The sequence below is a fragment of the Amycolatopsis sp. VS8301801F10 genome (assembly GCF_046195355.1).
In the GTDB taxonomy this organism is placed as follows: Bacteria; Actinomycetota; Actinomycetes; order Mycobacteriales; family Pseudonocardiaceae; genus Amycolatopsis.
The window spans coordinates 4,662,402-4,683,478 of record NZ_CP176065.1 but is presented as its reverse complement, the minus strand read 5'-3'; the positions used below and the strand labels follow the sequence as shown (position 1 = coordinate 4,683,478).

Below are 21,077 nucleotides of genomic sequence, written 5' to 3'. Positions count from 1 at the left end.
GAGAGGCGGAGACGATGAACCGACAGCTGCTCGTGGTCGGCGGCGACCGGCCGGGTGCGTTCGGCACCATCGGCGCGGCGCTGGCGCAGGCGCAGCCGGGGGCGACGATCAGCGTGCGCCCCGGCCGGTACGAGGAGAACCTCGTGGTGGACCGGATGGTGTCGCTGGTGGCCGAACCGGGCACGGCGGAGATCGTGGCGGCCACCGGGAGCGTGCTCGTCGCGAACGCCGAGGCGGTGCAGCTCAGCGGGTTCGTTCTCACCGGCCTCGACGACCAGCTGGTCACCGTGGACGTGGTCCGCGGCGAGGCGGCGCTGGACGGCTGCCGGGTGTCCGGGACTTCGTGGGCGACGCTGCTGGCCCGGCTGGAGGGTTCGCTCGCCCTGCGGGGCTGCACGGTGACCAGCACCGGCGGGGCCGGGGTCGTGCTCGCCTCGCCGGCCCAATCGTCCCTTGAGGACACTGAGATCGTCGACGCCGCGTCGTCCGGGGTCGTGGCGGCCGAGACCGGTTCGGTGCTGCTGCGGCGCTGCACGGTACGGGGTGCGGCGGGCAACGGGGTGTGCGTGAACGGCGAGGCGGTCGCGATTGTCGACCAATGCGAAATCGTCGGCGCGCGGAAACCGGCGATGGTCGTGGAACAGCAGGGGCGCGCGACGATCACCGGGCTGACCGTGCGGGACAGCGCGAACGTCGACCTGTACGTGACCAGCAAGGGCCGGGTTTCCGTGGCGTCGTCGGAGTTCCGGGCCGCGCCGATGCAGGCCGCGCACATCGCCGCGGCCGCCGAGCCGGTGTTGCGGGACTGCGTGTTCGCCGGGGCGGGCGCGAACGCGGTGCAGGCCACCGGATCCGCCGCGCCGCAGTTCGTGGACTGCACCTTCGAGGGGTCTCCGGTCACGATCCTGGTCGACGGCCAGGCGCGGCCGCGGTTCGAACGCGCGACCGTGCGGGGCTCCACGCACACCGCGATGTCGGTCGGTGCGGAATCCGCGGTCGCTGTCCGCGGATTGCGGATGACGCCGGAGCGCGGTGACGGGATCGTCCTTTCCGGACAGTCCGCTTTGGATCTTTCGGACGCCGCCGTCGACAGCGGCCGGGAAAGCGGCCTGGAGGTCACCGAGGACGCGCGGCTGACCGTGACCGACCTCCGGGTCGATTCCACCGCGGGCAAGGCGGTGTCGTTCGCCTCGAGCGCGCCGTCGTCGGCGAAGTCGGTGCAGGTGCGCGGCGGCGGCTTGCACCTTTCCGGAACCGCGGAAATTTCCTTGCAGGACTGCGAGATCATCGGTTCGGCCGGGGACGGGATCACCGTCGGTTCGGCGCTGACCGCTTCCCGCTGCCGGGTGCGCGATGCGCGCGGCAACGGGGTGTACGTCGCCGCTCGCGCGTCCTTCACCGAATGCGAGATCCTCGGCGCGGGCGAGGACGGCTTCCACGTGGAAACCACCGAACCGGTCAGCATCCGCGACTGCGTGGTCAACGACGCTTCGGGCGAACCCGTCAGCGGCGAACACGCGGACGTGGACAACCTGAGCACCGATTCCGCCCGGACCGCGGAACCGGTGCCCGCCGGCCCGCCGTCCGATCCCGGGGTCGCCGAGCAGACCGTGCGCGAGGCCGCCGGCGAGGTGCTCGAAGGCCCGCTGGGCGAACTGGAGGCGCTGGTCGGGCTCGCCGGGGTGAAGAAGGAAGTCACCGGCCTGATCAACCTGATCAAGATGTCGCAGATGCGCGAGCGGATGGGCCTGCCGATGCCGCCGATGTCGCGGCATCTGGTGTTCGCGGGCCCGCCCGGCACCGGCAAGACGACCGTCGCCCGGCTGTACGGCACCGTGCTCGCCGAACTCGGCATCCTGGCGAAGGGGCACCTGATCGAGGTGGCCCGCCAGGACCTGGTCGGCCAGTACATCGGGTCCACCGCGATCAAGACCACCGAGGTCGTGGAAAAGGCCGTCGGCGGGGTGCTGTTCATCGACGAGGCGTACACGCTGAGCGCGCCGACCGGCGGGTCCGGCCCGGACTTCGGGCAGGAGGCCATCGACGCGCTGATGAAGATCATGGAGGACCAGCGCGATTCGCTGGTGGTGATCGTCGCGGGCTATTCCGAGCAGATGGAGCAGTTCCTGCAGTCGAACCCCGGCCTCGCGTCGCGGTTCACGCGCACCATCGAATTCCCGAACTACAGCGTCGACGAACTGGTCACCATCACGACCGGCCTGACGCGCAAGCATTACTACGAAATGACCGACGACGCGCTCGCCGCGCTGCGCGAGTATTTCGAGCGGGTGCCGAAGAACTCGACGTTCGGCAATGGTCGCGTCGCGCGCAAGCTGTTCGAGGCGATGGTGAACAACCAGGCGTCGCGGCTGGCGCTGTACCCGCCGTCCAAAGACATCGAACTGAACCGGCTCACCGCCGACGACCTGCAGGCTGAGCTGGCACAACTGCCTTCCGCGGCGAAGTCGACGGTTTCGGTCGCCGCCGATCCGGCCGCCGCGGTCAAAACCAGCGCGGGCTGGAAACGGCTCAGCGGGCTGGTCGGCCAGAACTCGGTGCGGGAGAACGCCGAACGGCTGCTGCTCAAGCTCGGAAAGCTCACCCGGGAACGGCAACCGCTCGGCCATCAGGCGAACCTGGTGATCAGCGGAAAACGCGGCACCGGGCGCTCGGAGTACGCGAAACTGTACGCGCAAATCCTCTCCGAATTCCGGATGGCCCCGATGGGACAGCTGGTGCGCCGAAATCTCGCCGAAGAACTGTCGCCGCAGTGGCCGGGCCAAGCCGAACACCTGGTCCGGGCCGCGGTGGAGGACGCGTCCGGCGGCACCTTGGTCGTCGATCTGGACGGCGACTGGGACACCTCGCCGCACACCCCCGGCATCGAAGCCTTGGAAGCTCTGGCCGGAATGATCGCCCGCCGCCCGGCCGACCCGGTCGTGGTGTTCACCGGCGAAAGCGACCGCGTCGGCGAACTGCTCGCCCAGCTGCCCGCCCTGCGCGACGCCTTCCCGTACGGCTGGCAACTCGACGAGTACACAGTGGACGAACTCGCCGAGATCGCCGTGCGCTTGCTGGTCCGGCGCGGGCACGAGGTTCCCGACGACGTCCGCGCCGCACTCGCCCACGAGTTGTCCGCCGCGTCCGACCACACCGCGTACGCCGCGCACGAACTGGCCCGCACGCTGTCGGCCGCCGCCGCGTCCCGCACGCTCGCCGCCGCCGACCTGCGCGGCATCCGCCCGCCCGACACCGGAGCACTGGCCCTCGGGCCGGGCCTGGCCTCGGTCGGCTGACCTTCGGGAGGAGACCGATGAGTTCGCACCACGAGAAGATGCTCGAAGACGCGATGGCGGCTTATCAGCACCAGCGCGACCACTTCGACCAAGCCCGCCAGGACGTCGAAACCGCCACCAGCACCGTCACTTCCGCCCGCCGCGAGGTGACCGCGACCGTCGGCCGGACCGGCGAATTGACCGCGCTTTCCTTCCCCACCAGCGCCTACAAACGCATGGCACCGGCGGAACTGGCGTCGGTGATCGTGCAGACCGTTTCCGCCGCCCGGCAGAAATCCGTCGCCGCGGCCGCGGAAATGCTGGCTCCCATGCTGCCGCCGGGCATTTCCGCGCAGGAGCTGATGAGCGGGAAAGTGGACGTCAACGCCCTGTTCTCGGCGCGAGTGCCGGGATTCGACGAAGGGACCCTGCCGTGACCGACCAATTTTTCGTCGACGCCGACGGCCTGGACGGCGGCCGCGACGGTTTCGACGGCAAAAGCGCCGAACTGCGCACGCTGGCCCAGCGCGTGCAAAGCCTGGCGAACCCCGGCCGGATCCAGGACGCGGCCGGAAACGACAAGAACGGCAACGAATTCTCCAAAACGCACAGCCAGTCCGCGGCCGAGATCTACAACGGCATCAACGCCTGGGCGCTGGCGGTGGAAGCGACCCGCGACGCGATCGCCGACATGGCCACGTCGTTCCGCGAGGCCGACCAGGGCGCTTACGACGGGTCGAACGCCCTGTTCAAGAACTTCACTGACCTGAACGGCAAAGTGCACAAGACCGACCCGGGCGGCTCCGACGCGCCGCCGTCCGAATACCGGCGCGGGGTGCGGATCCAGGGCAAACTCCTCGGCAGAAACCAGGAAACGGAAGACGGCGACGGCTGGACGGCGGCCAAGAGCGTCCGGGCGCGCATCCCGGACCGCGGAACGGAACCCCTGCCGGACGAGCAGCCTCAGCGGTTGAAGCGCCGGTCGCTCGAACGGCTGGTGGTCACTCGGGACGCGGAGGCCACCGCACTGCGACCGGCGAAGGTCTTCGTCCGCTCGGAAAAGCCGGCGCACGCGGTCGAAGGCGAAACCGTGGGCCGGGAACCGGCGAAGCCGCTCCCCGCGCAACCGCCGGCCGCCCCGGAAAACCCCCGTCCCTGATTTTCCGCGCCCCGAGGAGGTGCCCCCGCGATGAGTCTCATGGTGGACCCCAGCCTGAACTGGGTGTTCTACATCATCGCGGGCGACGCCTGGCCGCAGGGCGACGAGGACAAGGCCCGCGAACTGGCCGCCGAATGGGACCGGGTAGCGGCGGAGATTTCCGCCGCCGGGACCGGTTTCAGCCAGCTGGCGGAACAGGTAGTGTCCAATGTAGGCGGCGAGGTAGCGACCAATTTCGCGAACCACGCCAACAAACTCAGCACCATGGGCGCCGGTTTCTCCTACCGGGCCCAGCAGCAAGCCGCCGCGCTGCGCGAATACGCGCTGAACGTGGAAAACGCGAAATACGGCATCCTGATCTCCATCGCGGTCACCGCCGCGGACCTGATCTGGGCGATGACGAACCCGTTCACCGCCCCGTTGATCCCCGGCATCTGGGCAGCCGGGCGAACCGCCGTGATGCAAATCGAACGCTCGCTGATGTCGCGGCTGATGAGCCTGCTGTCGAGGGTCGGGCGAGAGGCCGCGCAGGAAGCCGCTGAAGAGGCGGCAGAGGAAATGCTGGCCGAATTCATCCAAATAGCGCAAGGCAACCGAGACGGCTTCGACTGGAAACAAATCGGCCAAAACGCGGCACTGGGCGGACTCGGCGGGGCGTTCGCCGCCGGCGCGCACAGCGGTCTGGGAAAATGGGGCCACAACGTCTTCGGCGCAGCCGGAGTGGAAGCAGCCACCGAGGTGGTAGTGGGCCTGTCCGGCGCGGCCCTGTTCGGCGGAGACCTGGACAGCCTGGGCTGGGGAGCCCTGAACGGCGGGTTAAGCGGCGCCGCCACCCACGGAGCCCACCACGCAGGCCAGAGCCTCCACGACAAACTCACCAACGGCGGCAACGACGGCGGCGGTGAGGGGAAGGGGCCGAACGACCCGGGCGGGGACAGCGGGACCGGGAATATCAAGGTGGCCCCGGTGAACGGCCCGAACGCACCTGACGGTTCTGGGGGGCTCGGGGATGGCGGTCCTGGTGGTGCCGACGGCACCGGGGGTGTAGGAGATGGCGGCTCTGGTGGCAATGGATCCCGGGGCACCGGTCCTGGCGGCGGCAACGGCTCCGGCGGGCACAGCGGCACCGGTCCTGGCGGCGCCAACGGCTCCGGCGAGCATGCCGGTATCGACCCCGGCCGCGGGGGCAATGGCCCCGGCGGTGCCAACGACCCCGCCAGTCCCAGCAGCACTGGCTCCGAGGGGCATGGCGAGGCTGGTCCCGGAGGCACCAACGATTCCGGCACCAACACTTCCAGCGGCAACGGCGACGTTGGCCAAGGCGGCACCCACAACTCCGGCACCAGCAACTCGACTCCAGGCAACTCGAACACCACCGGCGGCTCAACGAACGGCAGCCCCTCAAACGCCGCGAACAACTCCCCTTTGCCCGGCAACCCCAACCCGAATCCCTCGACCGGCTCCAACTCGAGCAGCGTCCCCGAGCCCGCGGGCAACTCCGCGACGGGCTCGCACTCGACGAGCGGCAATCCGTCACCCGGAGACCCGAACTCCGCAGGCAACTCCAGTCCGGCGAACCCGAGCAACCAGCAGTCGCCCGGCAACGCCAACACCCCTCCCCCGGGAAACCCCAGCTCAGCCGACGGCTCCACAGACCACCCGACTTCGCCAGGCAGCCCTGAGTCAGCTGGCAACTCCACGAGCACCCCAGACCCAGCGGACACCCCCAGCGGCAACACGCCCGCAACCGGCCCGGCTGGGGGCCCCGCCCAAGGCCCCGGCTCGCCCGGCAACCCTCCCGTCACCAACCCCAGCACCGAAAACCAGGGCGGACCCACCACCGGCGGTCAGAACCCCTCAGCCGCCAACCCCGACCCGAACACCGCCCCCGGAAACCAGAGCAACCCCCACTCCAATCCGGGCCCCGGCAACCAGGGCGCGAACGGCACCGGGCACAACGCCGCCCCGCCCATGCCGGACTCGGTCAAGACCACACCCCCGCCACCGTCCACACCCGACTCCGTCGCCACCGGAACCTCGAACTCCCCCAGCACAAACGGCGGCCAGACAGCTGGCAACAACGCCGTCTCGCCAACCCAGCACGACACCGGCCTCCCCGGCTTCGGCGGCAACCAGAACCCGCACTCCGCCACCGATCCCAACTCCCCGAACCCCACGGCGATCGGCCCGGCCCCATCCGGCCACTCGTCCCCCGTGGGCAACGCTTCCCCGAACCCCACCCCCGGGGCGACCCCATCCGCTGGCCCAGCCCCGAGCACGAGCCAGAGTCCGTCCGCCAACCCCGACTCCGCCACCCCGCAGCCCAAGCCGGTACCGCCGCCGACGTCGACCAGCGTCAAAGGCATCGACTCAACCCCGAGCCCCTCCCCGAAGACCACTGTCGACGGCCCCAGCCCGTCGCACGCCTTCCCCACCCCGATCCGAACCTCGGCCGCCAGCCCCGACCCGACCCCCGGCAGCCTCAACCACACCACCACTCCGGCGGCGAACACCGACCCGAACCCAGCCGCAAGCCCGATCTCAAACAGCCCGAACCCAGCCGCCACCCCAGTCTCAAACAGCCCGAACCCAGCCGTTACTCCAGGCCCAGCCGCCCAGCCGAGCCCCGGCACGCAGCCCAGCCCGAGCCCTGCTGCGAACCTGGGCCCGAACCCCGCGGCTGATCCGACCCCGGCCCCAGCCACCCAGAACCCAGCCAGCAACCCAGGCTCGAACGCCCATCCGAACCCGGACCGAGCTGCCGACCCCACCTCAGCTGGAAGTCCGCGCCCGAAGCCGGGCTCGAACCCGGACACTGCCGGCAACCCAAGCCCGAACCGGAATGCCACCCCCGGCACGGACTCACTCGCCAACTCCATCCCGAAGCCGCGCGCCACGGCCGGTCCAACGCCGAGTCCCTCCCTCAATCCGGCCCCGGTCGCCACCCCGAACGCTGCCCCGACCCCGGCCCCGGGTCAGACGTCCACCGCCTCCCCGAACCCCGCGGCGATCGGCCCGGCCTCGTCCAGCCACCCGTCCCCCTCGGACAACGCTTCCCCGAACCCCACGCCCGGTGCGACCCCATCCGCCGGCCCCGCCCCGAGCACCAGTCAGGCACCCACCATCTCCCCGGCCCCAGCTGCCAGCCGAAACTCCACGACTTCCCCCAACCCGGCGGCCAGCCAGCGCCCCATCACCGACTCGAACACCGCCACCAGCCAGAACACCACCACTTCGGCCAACCCAGCCACCAGCGCAAAACCCGCCGCCGAACCGGCTCCAGCCGACTCCACCCCCCAATCCCCCAAGACCAGCCCGGCCCCACCCGCGGCAAAGCCGATCAACCCCACCCCCGCCCCGCGACCCGGCGACGGCGCCACCTCGAATCGCCACGCCCCCGTCGCCGCGCCGAAGAAGCCCGGCAACCCATCACTCCACACTCCCCTCGCCCCACCCAAGGGACCTCAGCCGTCCCTCCACACTCCCGTCGCGGCACCCAAGAAAGCCACCCCATCCCTTCACACCCCGGTGGCAGCCCCGAAAAAGCCGACTCCCGCCGGACCGGGGCCGAACGTCGGCAAGCATCCCCCGGTCACCGGCGGCAAGGCCGATTTCGCTCAGCACCACAAGAACTTCAAGTACACCGTCGTCCACGAAACCGGGATCATCGGCGACCTCGGCACCCGCAACCAAAACAACCAGAACAGCATCGGCGTAGTAGCCACCGTCGCCGCGACCCCAGGCGACGATCTCCACGCCCTCGCGGAGAAGTACTCCACCGGGTTCACCGGAAACTCCTCCGACGGACGATTCGCCCTCGTCATCGGCATCAACGGCACACCGGGCTCAGAACAAGCGATCACCCAGAAAATCCAGCACTTCCAGAATACCTGGGACAACCGTTTCTCGGTAGCAATTATCGGGTTCACCTGGAAACACCCGAGCAACCCGAAGATCGACCAGAAGACCATCCCCTACGGCGGCATCCGCGAAACGATCGCCCGCAATCCGGTCACGGAAAAGCTCGTCGGGCAGATCCGGGAAGCCGGTGGCGACAGCGAGGTCTACCTGCACACCGGCGACGCCGACGTCCATTCCCTCAACACCCGCACCGGGCCGTTGTTCGACGCGGTCGACACTGCGGTCCGGCAAAATCCCGAGGGTCCGCCAGAGGTGCTCAGCGGCGGGTACCACGTCCGGCCGGAGGACGGAGACCTCGCCAATCGGGCCGCGCAGCTGGACCTCGACGTACGGCAGGCGCTGGCCGGAGTCGACTCCCGGTCGGTTTATTTTCCGGAGCCCAACACGTTTGTCCGGATGCCGGGGAACAAACTCGAGAACGACGCGACTTTCGGCACCAAAAACCCGAACACCGGAAACTTCGACTACGGAGCCAAAGAAGGCCAGGGGCTGATCGATTCAGTTCTGTCCCAACGCAATCCTGGCTGGCAATACAGCGACCACCCGGCGGCAATCGCGAAATTCTCCTCCGCTCTCGCCATCCAGACCGACGGATCGCGCATCGCGGGCAAACTCGGCACCGACCCGCACGGCATCACCGCGCTGACGCAAAGCCACGCCAACGAAACCACCTGGTCCGACCAGATCGGCCATTATCTCGGCAACCACACGACTCTCGACCCCAATCTGGCCAAGATCGCCGCGAAAGCCGCGTTCCACGGGATCAGTCCGGGCGGGCCGACCCCGAACCGGCCAGACGTCTTTTCCGATGTCGTCGCGAATTTGCCCAAGAACGAGCGCACGTCGCTGGTCAAGGGCATGAAAGAGAACGTCGAGGACGGTAAGAAGCTCGCCGACCTGACGCTCGCCACCCGGCAAGCCCTGGTCGACAACCTCAGCGGCAACCGGCCGACGGCGGCGCAAACTCCTGCTGCCGCGCCAAAAAACCACCCGCAGGCGAAATCAGCACCGAAGCCGAATCCGAAAACCCTGCCGGGGCCGAAGGAATGGAACGGGCGTCGCGACACCGCACCGGTCACCCGGTTTTCCTCGGAACGGTTCGACCCAGTCAAGAAGATCGCCGACCAGTTCGCCGGCAATCGCGCGGGGCTCAAGGGCGGGCAGCTCGCCGGCGCGATCGCGCACATCCGGTTCGACGTACGCCGGTTCGAGATCGCGCCGGGCCAGTGGGTGCGCGAGCACACCATCCCGATCGACCTGACCTCGCGTTCCGGCTCAGTCTCGCCTGAGCAGCGGGAACAGTTCGTCCAGGACCTGCAGGCCCACCTCGACGAATGGGTCAACCAAAGCTCCCGGCTGCCCGGCGGCGACCAGCTGCACGTCCGCCTCGACGTCCGCGTCGCCGACGACCTCCACCCGGACGACACCAGCTGGCAGGCCGACCCGCGCCGCCGGATCCCGGTGAATCTGCACGATTCCACTGTGGACCCCGATACCCCGGACACCGACCAGCTCAACTGGGACGTGCGCGACCCGGCGTTCGGCGCCACGCACGAGCTGATGCACTTCCTCGGTCTCGGCGACGGCTACCGGAACGACGAAATGCTGTTCAACCGCGACGATCAGCCCGGCGTGATGGGTCCGGACGCGTGGCACGATTCCCGGCTCACTCCGGGCAATCTGGCCCAGATCGAGCAGGTCTCGAACACCGCGAACATCCGCGACCACCACCTCGGCGACGCACCCGCGCCGAACCCGGCACCGCACCAGGACGACCACCGTGCACCGTCCGAGCCGGACGGCAGGCCGAACCTGCACACCCCGATCAAAGCCCCGCACGAGACCGCCGAGAACTCCCGGCCCGAACCGGACAACCAGCCAGGCACCCCCGACAACACTCCACAAAGGACGAGCACCGAGCAGAACCAGCCACCGCACCAGGGCTCGGACGAGCAGACCGAGAAGCCCGACAGCCGTCCCCTCGCCGACCGGCTGCCCGAGTTCGTCCGCAACGGCAGGGCGCTCGGCTCCGTGGTTCCGGTCGACGTCCGCGGTGCCAAGGACGTCGGCACGAGCATCGAAAACCTGATCCACCGTCTCAACCCGAAGCAGCAGAACCCGCCGCAGACGCACGGCATCGACGCGATCACCGATTCGCTGTCCGGACCCGAGTTCGAGTCCTTTATGGGCGATGGCCGCAAGTCGATGGTGCGGGCCGGCGAGAAATGGTACGAGGTGCACGTCACCGCGGAGCCGGACTTCAGCTCCGTCAACGCGGACCAGATCACCAATCTCGAGCAGCCGACCATCGGCGACGTCAAGAACGAGGTCAAAACCACTCACGCGAGCCCGAACACCGATACCACCGCGAAGGTCGTCGGCACCTCGTACTTCGGGCTTTTCCCGGCCGGTCCGTACGCGTCCGTCGGCGGCACCGCGCAGCTCGCCAGCCCGTCCGCGGAGCACACCGGGACCACCACCGGCACCGATCAGCGCGTGATCCGCACCGCGGGCAACATGCAACGAGCCGACGCACCGGTCAGTTACCGGATCACGGTGCGCACCGAAACCGGCGGAATGGTCGGTTCTACAGTGGACGGACAAGTCGGCCTGGTCCTCTCCGCCGACCTGGCCAACCTCGAAAGGGAAAAGACGGCCGGACCGGCTGAGCCGAAACCCGACTGGGCCAAGAAGATCGAATTCCTTTCCCCGGAAGCGGTCGACTTCGACGAGAAGGCGCTTTTCGAGAAGGTAAGCAAGAATCTGCATCCGTCGGTGACGAAGTTCGGCGCCCCAGGCCGGACCTCGCTGCGGGAATTCCTCAGCCGCGGCGGCGTTCGCAGCATGCTCGGCACCGCGATGCAGGGCAGCCCGGTGGTGTCGAACGACCTGCTCAGCCCACACGGAGCGCACCGCGACGCGGTACAGCTCTCGGCGCGGCCGACGAAGGTCGAATACCTCGGCACGATCCCCGGCGACAGCGAACTGCGGTTCAACGATTCCGCGGTGAGCGGCGGAAGCACCACCGTCTCGTCCAAATACGGCGGCGAGGTGAACGCGATTTTCGGCGGCGGGTCGTACGTTCCCGGCTCGGTCGGCGGAGTCGCCGGGGTCAGCGGCAGCTACTCCCGCAAGGTCAGCCAACAGTCCACAAGCGGCACGAGCTTCACCAACAAGTCCACAGTGAACGCGAAGGGCGACATCGGCCTGTACAAGGTGACTGTCGATCTCGAAGTCACCACCTCAACCGGGGAAACGACGACCGTCCAGGCCACTTCGTACACGCGAATGGGCCTGCCCGAAGCGAAAGCCCAGGGACTTCCGGTTCCGAAACACACTCCGGCGAAGTTCAAGGACGTCGGCGCGCGCTACGAACCGCCCTATCTCGCCGCGGCCGTGGCGGCGGGCACTGCCCGGCCCGGCTCGTTCGAACCGGCGACCCGCGTTCAGCCACAGATCGAGAACGCGCTGCGAAACCTGCCGGGAGCGGGCAAATTCCTGCCCCGCTGGGACAAATTCCAGAGCGACGACCAAGGCTCCAGCCGCGACGTCGCCGAACGGTTCGCGAACCTGCGGAAGATCACGTCCACGTTCTCGGTCGCCTCGCTCCGGGGCAAAATGGACAGTCTCTTCACCCAAGGCGTTTCCACGCAACTGAAGCGGCGCGGGCTCTTCACCGACGAATACCTCAACGTGACAGTGAAGGCGAAGCCAGGGCCGGGCAGGCACCTCGGTCAGGCCGACGGCCGCTCGGTCAAGAACAGCAACGAAACGAGCCCCTCGCTGACCAGCGCGACCACCACCGAACGAGGCTGGTCGGTCGGTCTCGAGGGCCGGGTGATCATTCCCGGGGCGACGACGGTCGCGAACCTCGGGGTCAGCCCCACGGTGAGCCCGTTGCAGTATTCGGACACCCGGACGTGGAAGAACTCCGGCGGCCCGACTGTGACCACGACGACCGGCAAGGGCGGCAGCCCGGATTCGCAGGTGTTCGAGCACGACGTCGAGTTCGAGGTCGAAATCACCAGCTACACCCGCCACCGGCCGTGGGTGCGGCGGCTGACGCCCGGATCGCCGTTCCGGGTCGCGCCGAAGGTGTCCACTGTGGCCAGAACCGGCGACCCGGACCTGCCGAAAATCCAGGGCAAGGTCGATCTGTGGCTCAACGACGGGGCCGCGCTGACCAAGGACCCGGCGGAGTTCAAGCCGGGCAGGCCGGGCGTCGTCGCGATGCCGCCGAACGCCACCCCGAGCATCGACGACCTGCTGACCCTGCAGCAGGACCAGCCGACGCCGAAGTTCCTGCACGTGGAAGCGTTCGCCAACACCGAGGCGCTGCGGGACGAGGCATTGCGCCAGCTTCAGCGCGCGGCCGGCGGCGACGCGGTGCTCGGCCTCCCCGGCAGCGAAGCGCGGGCTCGCGTGGACCGGATGTTCTCGCCGGAGAACTTCCGCGGCCTCACGCCGAAACTGCTCAAGCAGGGCGGGACGGCGAACGGTTTCCGTTACGAACGCCGCGTCGCCGACCGGGTCGGCGGCCTGGGCATGGGCATTTCGCTGAGCAATCCGAAGCTCGTCGCGGTTTCGGCAACCGGCGGCGGCGACCGGACGTATTCCGGCGGGTCGAAAGCCAGTTACGAAGACACGCGGAAACAATCCGTCGAAGCGAACGTGCAACTCGGCGTCACCGTGCGGCCGGCCGGCAGCGATGCGCACGGCCAAGGCCAGCTTTTCGGCACCGCGAAATGGAGTCCCTGGCAGCGCAGCTCCGGATCGTCGCACGAGATCACCGCGAGCATCGACCACACCAGCCGGTCCTCTTCGGACAGTCGCATCGTGCTGGTGCAGTACGACGCTAAGGTCCGGCTGATCGCGGAAAGCCGCCAGGAAGGCCTGGTCAACGGGTCGATTTCGCGAGCGGGCGCGGACGTCCTCCTGCCGGGTTCGGTCTACGTCGCGATGACCGAGGACGAGGCTCGCGCGGAAGGGTTGCTGCCGCCGGTCGAACCGCGTACGCCGGCGCCGGGCAAGCTTTCGGCTCCGCCGCTGGTCGGCGGCAAATCCAGTTCGCTCGGCTCCGCGGTGCTGGAGGACGCTCCCAACCTGACGAAACTCGTGCAGGAAGCCCGGCAGCGGCTCGGCGGGCTCGGCGACCGGCTGCTGCCGAAATCGGTGCTGGACGATTCGATGAACAACCTCCAGCGGACGCTCGACACCGCCTCCCCGGAAGCCGTCACGTCTCTTGTGGACAGTGCACTGGACGGCGGAGTGTCCTTGCTGGCCCAAGACCCGGGCGTGCTCTGGACCGACAATTACCAGCTGCTGCTCAAAGCGAAGATCCTCGACACGCGATTCCTCGACGTGAAGCACGACGGCAGCGAGGTCGACCACGTCGTCAACGCGACCCGGACGGACAAGAACAATTCCGGGCACGGTTCGTCGTACGGCGGTCAGGTCCGCGGCGCCGGCCGCGGGTTGTTCCAGGACAGCCAGCCCAAGGTCAGCGGCTACGACGGCGCGTACCTGGGCGCTTCCGGGACTCGCGCGAAGAGCGACCAGACCGTCGAGAACAAGGCCACGACCACGGCGTTGACCTCGTCCTCGAGCGGCCCGTCGGCGCGGTACCAGCACCAGGTCCAGTTCGAATTGGTCGTCGCCCGGGACGGGCGCACCTACCCGGTCGCTTCGCAGGAGGCGACCGTGACCTCGCGGTCGTCCGCGGACGACCACAAGATTTCCGGCGACGAGCAGTACCACACCAAGCTGTACGGATCGCGGACGACCGAACTCAGCGCCACCGAGTCCACTTCGGACCGGCTGGAAGCGTGGCAGCGGGAAGGTTTCGGCCCCCTGCCGAAGTCTTCGACCGTCGAGGGACTCCGCGGCGCGGCGGACGTGCGAGCCGGCGCCCTCCGCGCGCTGCGGCTGGCTGGCGCGGGCAACGGTCTCACCGGACCGGGCACCGGCGCGCACAACACGCTCACCTCCTCGATCACCAACGAGACGCTGCAAGCACATCTCCCGAACATGGTCGGCAAACCGTTCGCCACCCCGGATTTGCATTCCTCCGCGGTGACCGGCAGCAGCCACGCTTCGGTGAAGATCTACACCCGCGTGGTGAAGCCGGATCTGGTCGGATTGAGCGATTCGGTGAAACTGGAGCGTTCGGATCAATCCAGTTCCGCTTTCACCGGCGAGGCCAAGGAAACGGTCACCGGCGAGCAGCAAGGCAACCTCGGCACCGGCGGCATCACCGACCCGGGCCGGAACGCGCATTCCTGGGGCGGCCTCGACGTCCGCGGCCCGGTCGGGCAGAACGATCCGACGTCCAGCACCGCCGCGGCACAGCGGTCCGTGGTCGGCAAGGACAAGGGCCGGACCGGGCTGGTCGGCTTCGACGTCGAGTACCGGATCGTCGCGACGGTCGACGGCAAGACCGCGGCGGTGGAGGTCCGCGTGCCGCAGTCGTCGCGGACGCGGATGAGCGAACCGGATCTGGAGCAGGCGCTCGGCGGACCTTTGCCGGCCACGCTCGCCTCGGCGCAAGACGCGGTGAAGAAAGCCGCCGAGGATTGGCGCACTGCGGAAGAGGAGCTCGAAAAGGCACAGCGCGATTTCGACGACGCGTGGCTGTCCGAAAAGGACAACCTGCGCACGACGACCGACGGCGCGCGCGGCCTGAACCTCCCGGTCGACGGCGATCCGGTGCAGCACCTGCGGCAAGCGGTCCAGACGGCGCAGAACGAAGCCCGGGAAATCGGCCAAGCTCTGCGTGCGGGCAACGACGAAATCGCCCGGCTCGACGAACGCGATGAGCAGCTTCTCGCGCTGGCCCTCAGCGAGGAGCCGGGCTCCGCCGAGCAAAGCGATCTGGTCGCGAGGGCCTGGGACACCCAACGGCAGGTCCAGCAGATCCGGAACGAGCAGGCCGAACTGGTCCGGCAACGGCAGACCGCGCAGGACCGCGCCGCACAGCTCCTGGCCGTGCTGGACGAGTACCGCAACAATCACACCGACCACTCCGCACGGCAGGACGACGCGGCCAACCGGATCCAGGATGCCCGCGAGAAGGCGGACGAGGCTCTGCGGAAATGGTGGCAGGCAAAGTCCGAAGTGGACACCAAGATCACCGCGCATGCCTGGCCGCGTCCGGCGGAGAACACCCCGGAACAACACCGCGAGGGCACCGTCGAGGTGAACGACACAGTGTCCGGTTGGGACGCTGACACCGATCGGCCCTACCACTTCGACCCGGCGGAAATCCAGGTTCGCCAGATCACCGACAGCTCCGGCCGGGTTCGCGCAGTCTCGTTCCTCCCGGCGGACGAGCACACGGAAAGCGTTGAACGGGACTGGGTCGCCGACAATTCCCGTACGGTCAGCACGCTTCCGGAAGGCGCGACACCGGACAAGTTCGACCCGCTGGTGAAGCAGGCCAACGCCCACGGAGCCACTCCGGAACTTTCCGGCCGCCGGTTCGGCGAGTGGGCCGACAAGACCGCGGCGCCGTGGGACGACGACTCCCTCTTCGTCTTCGCCCACGGACGCGAGCAGTCGGTCAAGGTGACCCTGCTCGGCGGCCGCACGGTGCGGGTCGATGGCGACACGTTCGCCCGGATCGTCGCCCAAGCCGCACCGCTGGCCCAGGCTCATTCGGTCACGCTCATCGCGTGCAGCACCGGACAGACCGACGGCCCGGGCGGCCTGGCGCATGACTTCCAGCGCGCACTCGGCGAACTCGGCGGACCGTCCACAGTGCACGCACCGACCAAACCCACGTTGTTCGGCCGTGCTTCGGCGACGCTCGGCAAGGCGATCGGGGCGACGCACAGTTTCACCGCGGTCACCGACGGCGGCTATTTCCGCACCTTCGGCGATCCCGTTCGGTCCACTGCGGACACCGCGCCGCCCGCTGCGGAAAACCGCTACTCCTCGCCCGCGGAGCTGATGGCCGACCTGCGGCAGACCGCGGTCAACGGCCCGCCGCCGGCCCCGCTGCTGGGACCGGACCTGTTCGGCCTGTACCGCGCCCCCGAACCGCCGGAATTCCTGCGCGGCCACGATTTCCGCACTCTCACCGCCGGACAGGGCATCAGCTTCCTGGACCTGCTGGACCTCGCGAAGGGCTACCAGCTCGGCCGCGAGCACCTGGATCCCGCGAACCTGGACGACAATCGCGAGTGGACTCTCGAGAAGGAGCGGCCGGACGACCAGCTGTCCGCCTGGGCGCCCGGCGACGTCGAACCGCTCCCCAAAACCACGTCGACGCCGTTGCTGATGCACGCCATCTGGCTGGGCGGCCCGCTCAAGGACACCGGCACCATGCACGCCTTCCGCCGCAACTTCGGCGACGCGGCGGACCGGCTCGGCGACGGCATCGTCCCGGTGCTCTGGACGGACGTGCCGCGCTGGCAGACCGAACTGGCGCTGACCACCGCGGCCCCGGAGGAGGGCCCGGATCCGCTGCACGACGTCCGGGATCTGCTGCGCTGGGCGGCGGAACACCGGATCCAGCTGATCAATGTGGACGAAGTGTTCACCAGCGAGCACCCGATGCGGGCGCAGGAGTTCTACCTGTCCGAACTGGCCAAGCAGACCGGTCCGGGCTTCGCCGCGGCGAGCGACATCCTGCGGCTCGAGCTGATGCACCGGTTCGGCGGCCTCTACACCGACGGCGACAACGTCGTGCACGGGCTGGACGACGTCGTCCGCGCCGCCGAGTCCGCCGCCGGCTACGCGGTGCACCGCGTCGGCGGGAACATCGCGAACTCGGCGTTCACCATGGCGAAAGGACATCCGTTCGCGGCGTCCTATTTGGACCAGCTGCGGGAGAACTACGGGCGGACCCAAGCGAATCTGATGCCCCGCGAGGTCGACTCGCTCGGCCAGAACTTCTTCGCCACGCCGCTGGGCCGCGTGCACCGGCAGTCGGTGATGTACCGCTCGGGCCCGGTCGCACTGACCGAAACGGCCCGGCGGATCGGCCTGAACTCCGCGCTCGAACTGCCGGGCATGACGGAGATCCGGATGAACAGCGACCACAGCTGGCTCCTGCCGCCGCAGGGCGACCCGGCCCCGCTGGCGGACCGGATCGAGACTTTGGCGCTGACTCAGCGCGTGATCCAGACACTGGTGCGCGGCCTGCACAACCGCGACGGCGACCTGCATCTGACCGCGGTCGAGCCCGCGGTGCGCCGGCACGCCGACCCGGATCTGGTGTGGCACGCGGCGTTGTCCTACCTCGCGGCCGACCCGGAGCTGTCCGCCCTCATCCGCACAGTCACCGACCGCAGCAGCTACACCGGCAAGGTGCACGACGTTCCGCTGCCGCCCGCGGCCCGCGCGCTGCTGACGATCGACGACAGCCGCGTGCACTACCACCTGGGCGAGGTCCAGCGCGCCGCCACCCTGCACGCCGCCGACGCGGTCTTGGTAGCGGATTCGCCCACCCCGCTGGAAAACTTGATCGACACTCTCCGCTCCGCGGAGGGCCCGGTCCCGCCCATCGAAGTCACCGGCACCGGCCCGGACGGCCGAGCGCACGCCACGGCGGCCGCACGAGAATTGGCCGGGAAGCTCGCCGACGCCCTGGGCACCGATGTACTGGACCGCGTGCCGGTGAAGATCCGAGTGTCCGAAGGAGACGGTCGCGTCTCGATTTCCTTCCGCCCGCCCGACGGACCCGCGATCGAGATGTCGACAAGCAGGCCAAGGGTGTACCGCGGCCTGGACGACGGCCCCGCACCCGCGACCCCTCGGCCCTGGACGCACAACGGCCGTACCGTAGGGACGCACTACGCACCGTCCGAAGTGTCCGTTCCTGATCGACAGTCTATTTTGTCCACCGATCCGGCGGCGGTCCGCGCTTTCACCGAGCAGCTGCGCACCAACGGCAGCGACCGTCCCGCCGACGCGGTCACCGTCCGGCTGTCGGCCGCCGAACACCCGACCGCGGACTTCCTGCTCGGCGACACCGCTGAAACGGGCCTTCTGCTCGAAGAATTGGTACGTACCGCCACGCACCGCTGGTGGTTCCGCCCGACCCCGCCCGCCGGGCCGATCGCCTTGAGCGACCGGGACGGCACCGCCAAGCTCCTCGGCTGGGTCCTCGCGGAACTCGGCCGCGGCGAATCGGCCGCTTCGCTCGCCGAGAACGTCGCAAGGCACGAACGCCCCGACCTGATCTGGGCCGCGGCCCGTGAACTGGCCGCGCTGTCCCCTGTCCACGCCGAGCAGCACGCCGCCCTCCACCTGCACGGCGTGACCGACACCCTGCTGGGCAAGCCGGACGCCTCCGCCGTGCTGTCCGACCTGGCCGAAGCGACCCGGGCCGGCGCGGACGTCGGCCGAATCGCCGAAGCCGTCGAGGTGCTGGACCGGCACGGCGCCCTTGATGCGCTCCTGAGCGCCCCCGGCGGCCGTTCCTTGCTGCTCGAAGAAATCGCCCGGATCGGCGACCGTCCGAGCCCTGACGGCTACGCCCGGTCCCTCGCCGCCGCTGTCCAGAATCTGGCCGCGAAGAACCTGTCCGCGGACGCGTTCCGCACCGCAGTACGCACCGCCCTCGACGGCCCGGCCAGGCGACCGGCCCCGCATCGGCTGAGCGTCGTCGGCCTGGGCTGGCTGGACCGCTGGCATACTGCCGCCGCCATCCGGAGATACCAGGCGGAGGAACGCGCGGCGTCCGCCCGCCAGGCCGCTGAACTGGCCGAACTGGCGGAAGGAGGCCCCCGCCATGGCTGAATCACCGGGCGCGAAGGAGGGACCGGCGATGTCCGAGGACCAGTGGGTGCTGCTGGTCGACCCGGCGTGGCAACCGGCGCCGACGACCGGCGGAACCGAGGTTCCGAGCCCGCCGCCGCGGGCCGTGGTGGGCGGCTGGCTCGCGCGCGCGGACGGCTCCGTCAGCCGCTTCGAGCCCAACCCGTCCTACGAACCGGCGGCACACGACTCCCCGACCGACCCGCTGGACGCCGTGCTCCGCCTGACCGCCCGCGGCGAGGCGGACTTCGACCAGCTTGCCGCCGTCTTCCGCGAGTCGGCCTTCGCCGTGGCCGTGGACACCGACGAATCCCCGCTCGTCGCGCCGTCGCCGGACAACATCCCGTGCCTGCTCGTCACCACGGCCCCGGCCCACCGCCGCCGAGTCCGCGCGGCCGGCTGGCGTCCGGCCGGTCCGCTCGACCTGCTTCGGCTGCTGAACGACCGCGACGGCGTCGACCTGCTCCTCAACCCCGGCTCGCCGGGCTGCCTCCGGCTGCTGGCCGACAGCGTCCGGGAGATCACGACCTGACCGGTCTGTCTCAATGACGCTGGCGTCTAATTCGTAGCGACCTCGCATCAGTTTCCGCCTGGCGCTTCCGGCTCCCCGACGCACCGCGACGCCGGTGCTCTCCCGGTTTTGTCGGTGGTGCGCGCGATGATGTCCCGGACAGCAGCCGACTTGGGGAGGGACGGCAATGCGAGTGTTGATGAGCGGTGAAGCAAGAGTCGAGTACGGGCATCTCTATGTCCGGACCCTGGCCGCACCTGCCATCCGGCCTGCCGTCGTTTCGGCGTACCCCGAGCCACTCGCCTCATCACGGCACCGACCGCACCGCCGAAGCACCCCGCTCACTGTCCACCGAAAGCCAGTCATTCCGAGTAGCGTGCAGCGCCAGCTGGAACCGGTTCGCCGCCCCCGTGCGGGCCATCAGGTTTTCCAGGTACCGGAACATCGTCCGCCTGCTCACGCCGAGCACCCGGGCGACCTGGTCGTCGCTGAGGCCCGCGGCGAGCAGCGCGAGCAACCGGCGTTCGCTGGGCCGGATCTCGGGGCCGGAGGCGTCCGCGGCGAGGCCCAGCGGCAGCGCGACCTGCCAGCACATGTCGAACAGCCCGGCCAGCGCGTCGAACAGGCCGCACGAGCGGATCAGCAGCACGGTGCGGTCCGCGCCGGACAGGGCCGCGCAGTCGTCCACGATCAGGAGTTTCACCGGGACCTCGGGCAGCACCCGCGCCTCCTCCCCGCTTTTCCCGCAGGGCAGGATGTTCTCCGCGACGTACTCGGGCCGCTCCAGCGCGAGCCTTCCGTAGACGGCGCGGTAGCGGACGCCGCGGGCCAGGTTCTCGAGTTCGATCTCGTTGGCGTCCGCGTCGGCGTAGTACGGCGGCGAGTCCAGCCCCCGGACCTCCGTCCGCGCCGAGCGCTCCAGTTGCCGCACCCGTTCGGCGGCAGTGGTTCCGCTGACCACCTCGATCATCGGGTCGGCGTCGCAGCGCGCCGAGTGCCTGCGGTACTGCTCGTACAGCCGCGTCATCGCCGCCCGGGCTCCGGCCAGTTCGGCCTCCCGTTGCCTGGTCAGCACCTCCAGCACCGGTTCCGGCCGCAGCGCGGACATCGGCGAACCCGGTCCGTCGACCCGGCCGGCCAGTCCGATCCCGGCCAGCACCCCCAGCACCCGGCGCACCTCGGCGGGGTCGCGGCCGGTGTCGTCCGCCAGCCGGTCCGGCGGAACCGGGCCCGACGAAAGTAGGTCGAGATAGATTTCTGCTTCGTCCGCTTTGAGCCCGAGCGTCAGGAGATGGCCGATTGCTTCGGGAACCATTCGGAGGCACCTCCACCGGGCTGGCCGACACCATTGCGCCACTGGCACCAGCGCGTCACCGCCAGGGCTGAACGAACTGTAGACAACGGGGCACCGAATGGCCCGACGCCGTTCGCAGGAAATTCCCTGGGAGGG

The 21,077-nt window shown here is 69.3% G+C and carries 9 protein-coding genes; 5 read left to right on the top strand and 4 right to left on the bottom strand.

The features are described 5' to 3' along the window. The first annotated feature begins 14 nt into the window (after positions 1-14). From F9C11_RS22360 to F9C11_RS22350, 3 genes are read left to right on the top strand one after another with little or no spacing between them, the layout of a single operon-like run. Positions 15-3,296 (top strand): right-handed parallel beta-helix repeat-containing protein, encoded by a 3,282-nt coding sequence (locus F9C11_RS22360; RefSeq protein WP_409179305.1) that lies wholly within the window; start codon positions 15-17, stop codon positions 3,294-3,296. Positions 3,297-3,313: 17 nt separating this feature from the next. After that, positions 3,314-3,712, top strand: a complete 399-nt coding sequence (locus tag F9C11_RS22355) for a YbaB/EbfC family nucleoid-associated protein (protein ID WP_409179304.1) — start codon at positions 3,314-3,316, stop codon at positions 3,710-3,712. Next, a complete protein-coding gene (locus F9C11_RS22350; RefSeq protein ID WP_409179303.1) occupies positions 3,709-4,434 on the top strand; it encodes a hypothetical protein in 726 nt (241 codons plus the stop codon). Before F9C11_RS22355 ends, F9C11_RS22350 begins: the two co-directional genes overlap by 4 nt. A 281-nt stretch (positions 4,435-4,715) precedes the next feature. On the opposite strand, the gene F9C11_RS22345 is transcribed toward F9C11_RS22350, so the two are convergent. The 3 genes from F9C11_RS22345 to F9C11_RS22335 form a co-directional block, all read right to left on the bottom strand. Beyond that, positions 4,716-4,868 (bottom strand): hypothetical protein, encoded by a 153-nt coding sequence (locus tag F9C11_RS22345; RefSeq protein ID WP_409179302.1) that lies wholly within the window; start codon positions 4,866-4,868, stop codon positions 4,716-4,718. Positions 4,869-6,281: 1,413 nt separating this feature from the next. Continuing rightward, the gene (locus F9C11_RS22340; RefSeq protein WP_409179301.1) at positions 6,282-7,331 is read right to left on the bottom strand and encodes a hypothetical protein; all 1,050 of its coding nucleotides are present in this window, start codon (positions 7,329-7,331) and stop codon (positions 6,282-6,284) included. Between the two features lie 213 nt (positions 7,332-7,544). Beyond that, on the bottom strand, positions 7,545-7,859 hold the full coding sequence (locus tag F9C11_RS22335; RefSeq protein WP_409179300.1) for a hypothetical protein: 315 nt from the start codon (positions 7,857-7,859) through the stop codon (positions 7,545-7,547). Between the two features lie 103 nt (positions 7,860-7,962). Here F9C11_RS22335 and F9C11_RS22330 point away from each other — a divergent pair, with 103 nt between their 5' ends. Together F9C11_RS22330 and F9C11_RS22325 are read left to right on the top strand one after the other, a co-directional pair. After that, a complete protein-coding gene (locus F9C11_RS22330; RefSeq protein WP_409179299.1) occupies positions 7,963-19,098 on the top strand; it encodes a TcdA/TcdB catalytic glycosyltransferase domain-containing protein in 11,136 nt (3,711 codons plus the stop codon). Next, the gene (locus F9C11_RS22325; protein WP_409179298.1) at positions 19,091-19,648 is read left to right on the top strand and encodes a type VII secretion system-associated protein; all 558 of its coding nucleotides are present in this window, start codon (positions 19,091-19,093) and stop codon (positions 19,646-19,648) included. Before F9C11_RS22330 ends, F9C11_RS22325 begins: the two co-directional genes overlap by 8 nt. 286 nt (positions 19,649-19,934) lie before the next feature. On the opposite strand, the gene F9C11_RS22320 is transcribed toward F9C11_RS22325, so the two are convergent. Continuing rightward, on the bottom strand, positions 19,935-20,942 hold the full coding sequence (locus tag F9C11_RS22320; RefSeq protein ID WP_409179297.1) for a helix-turn-helix domain-containing protein: 1,008 nt from the start codon (positions 20,940-20,942) through the stop codon (positions 19,935-19,937). Between the last annotated feature and the right edge of the window lie 135 nt (positions 20,943-21,077).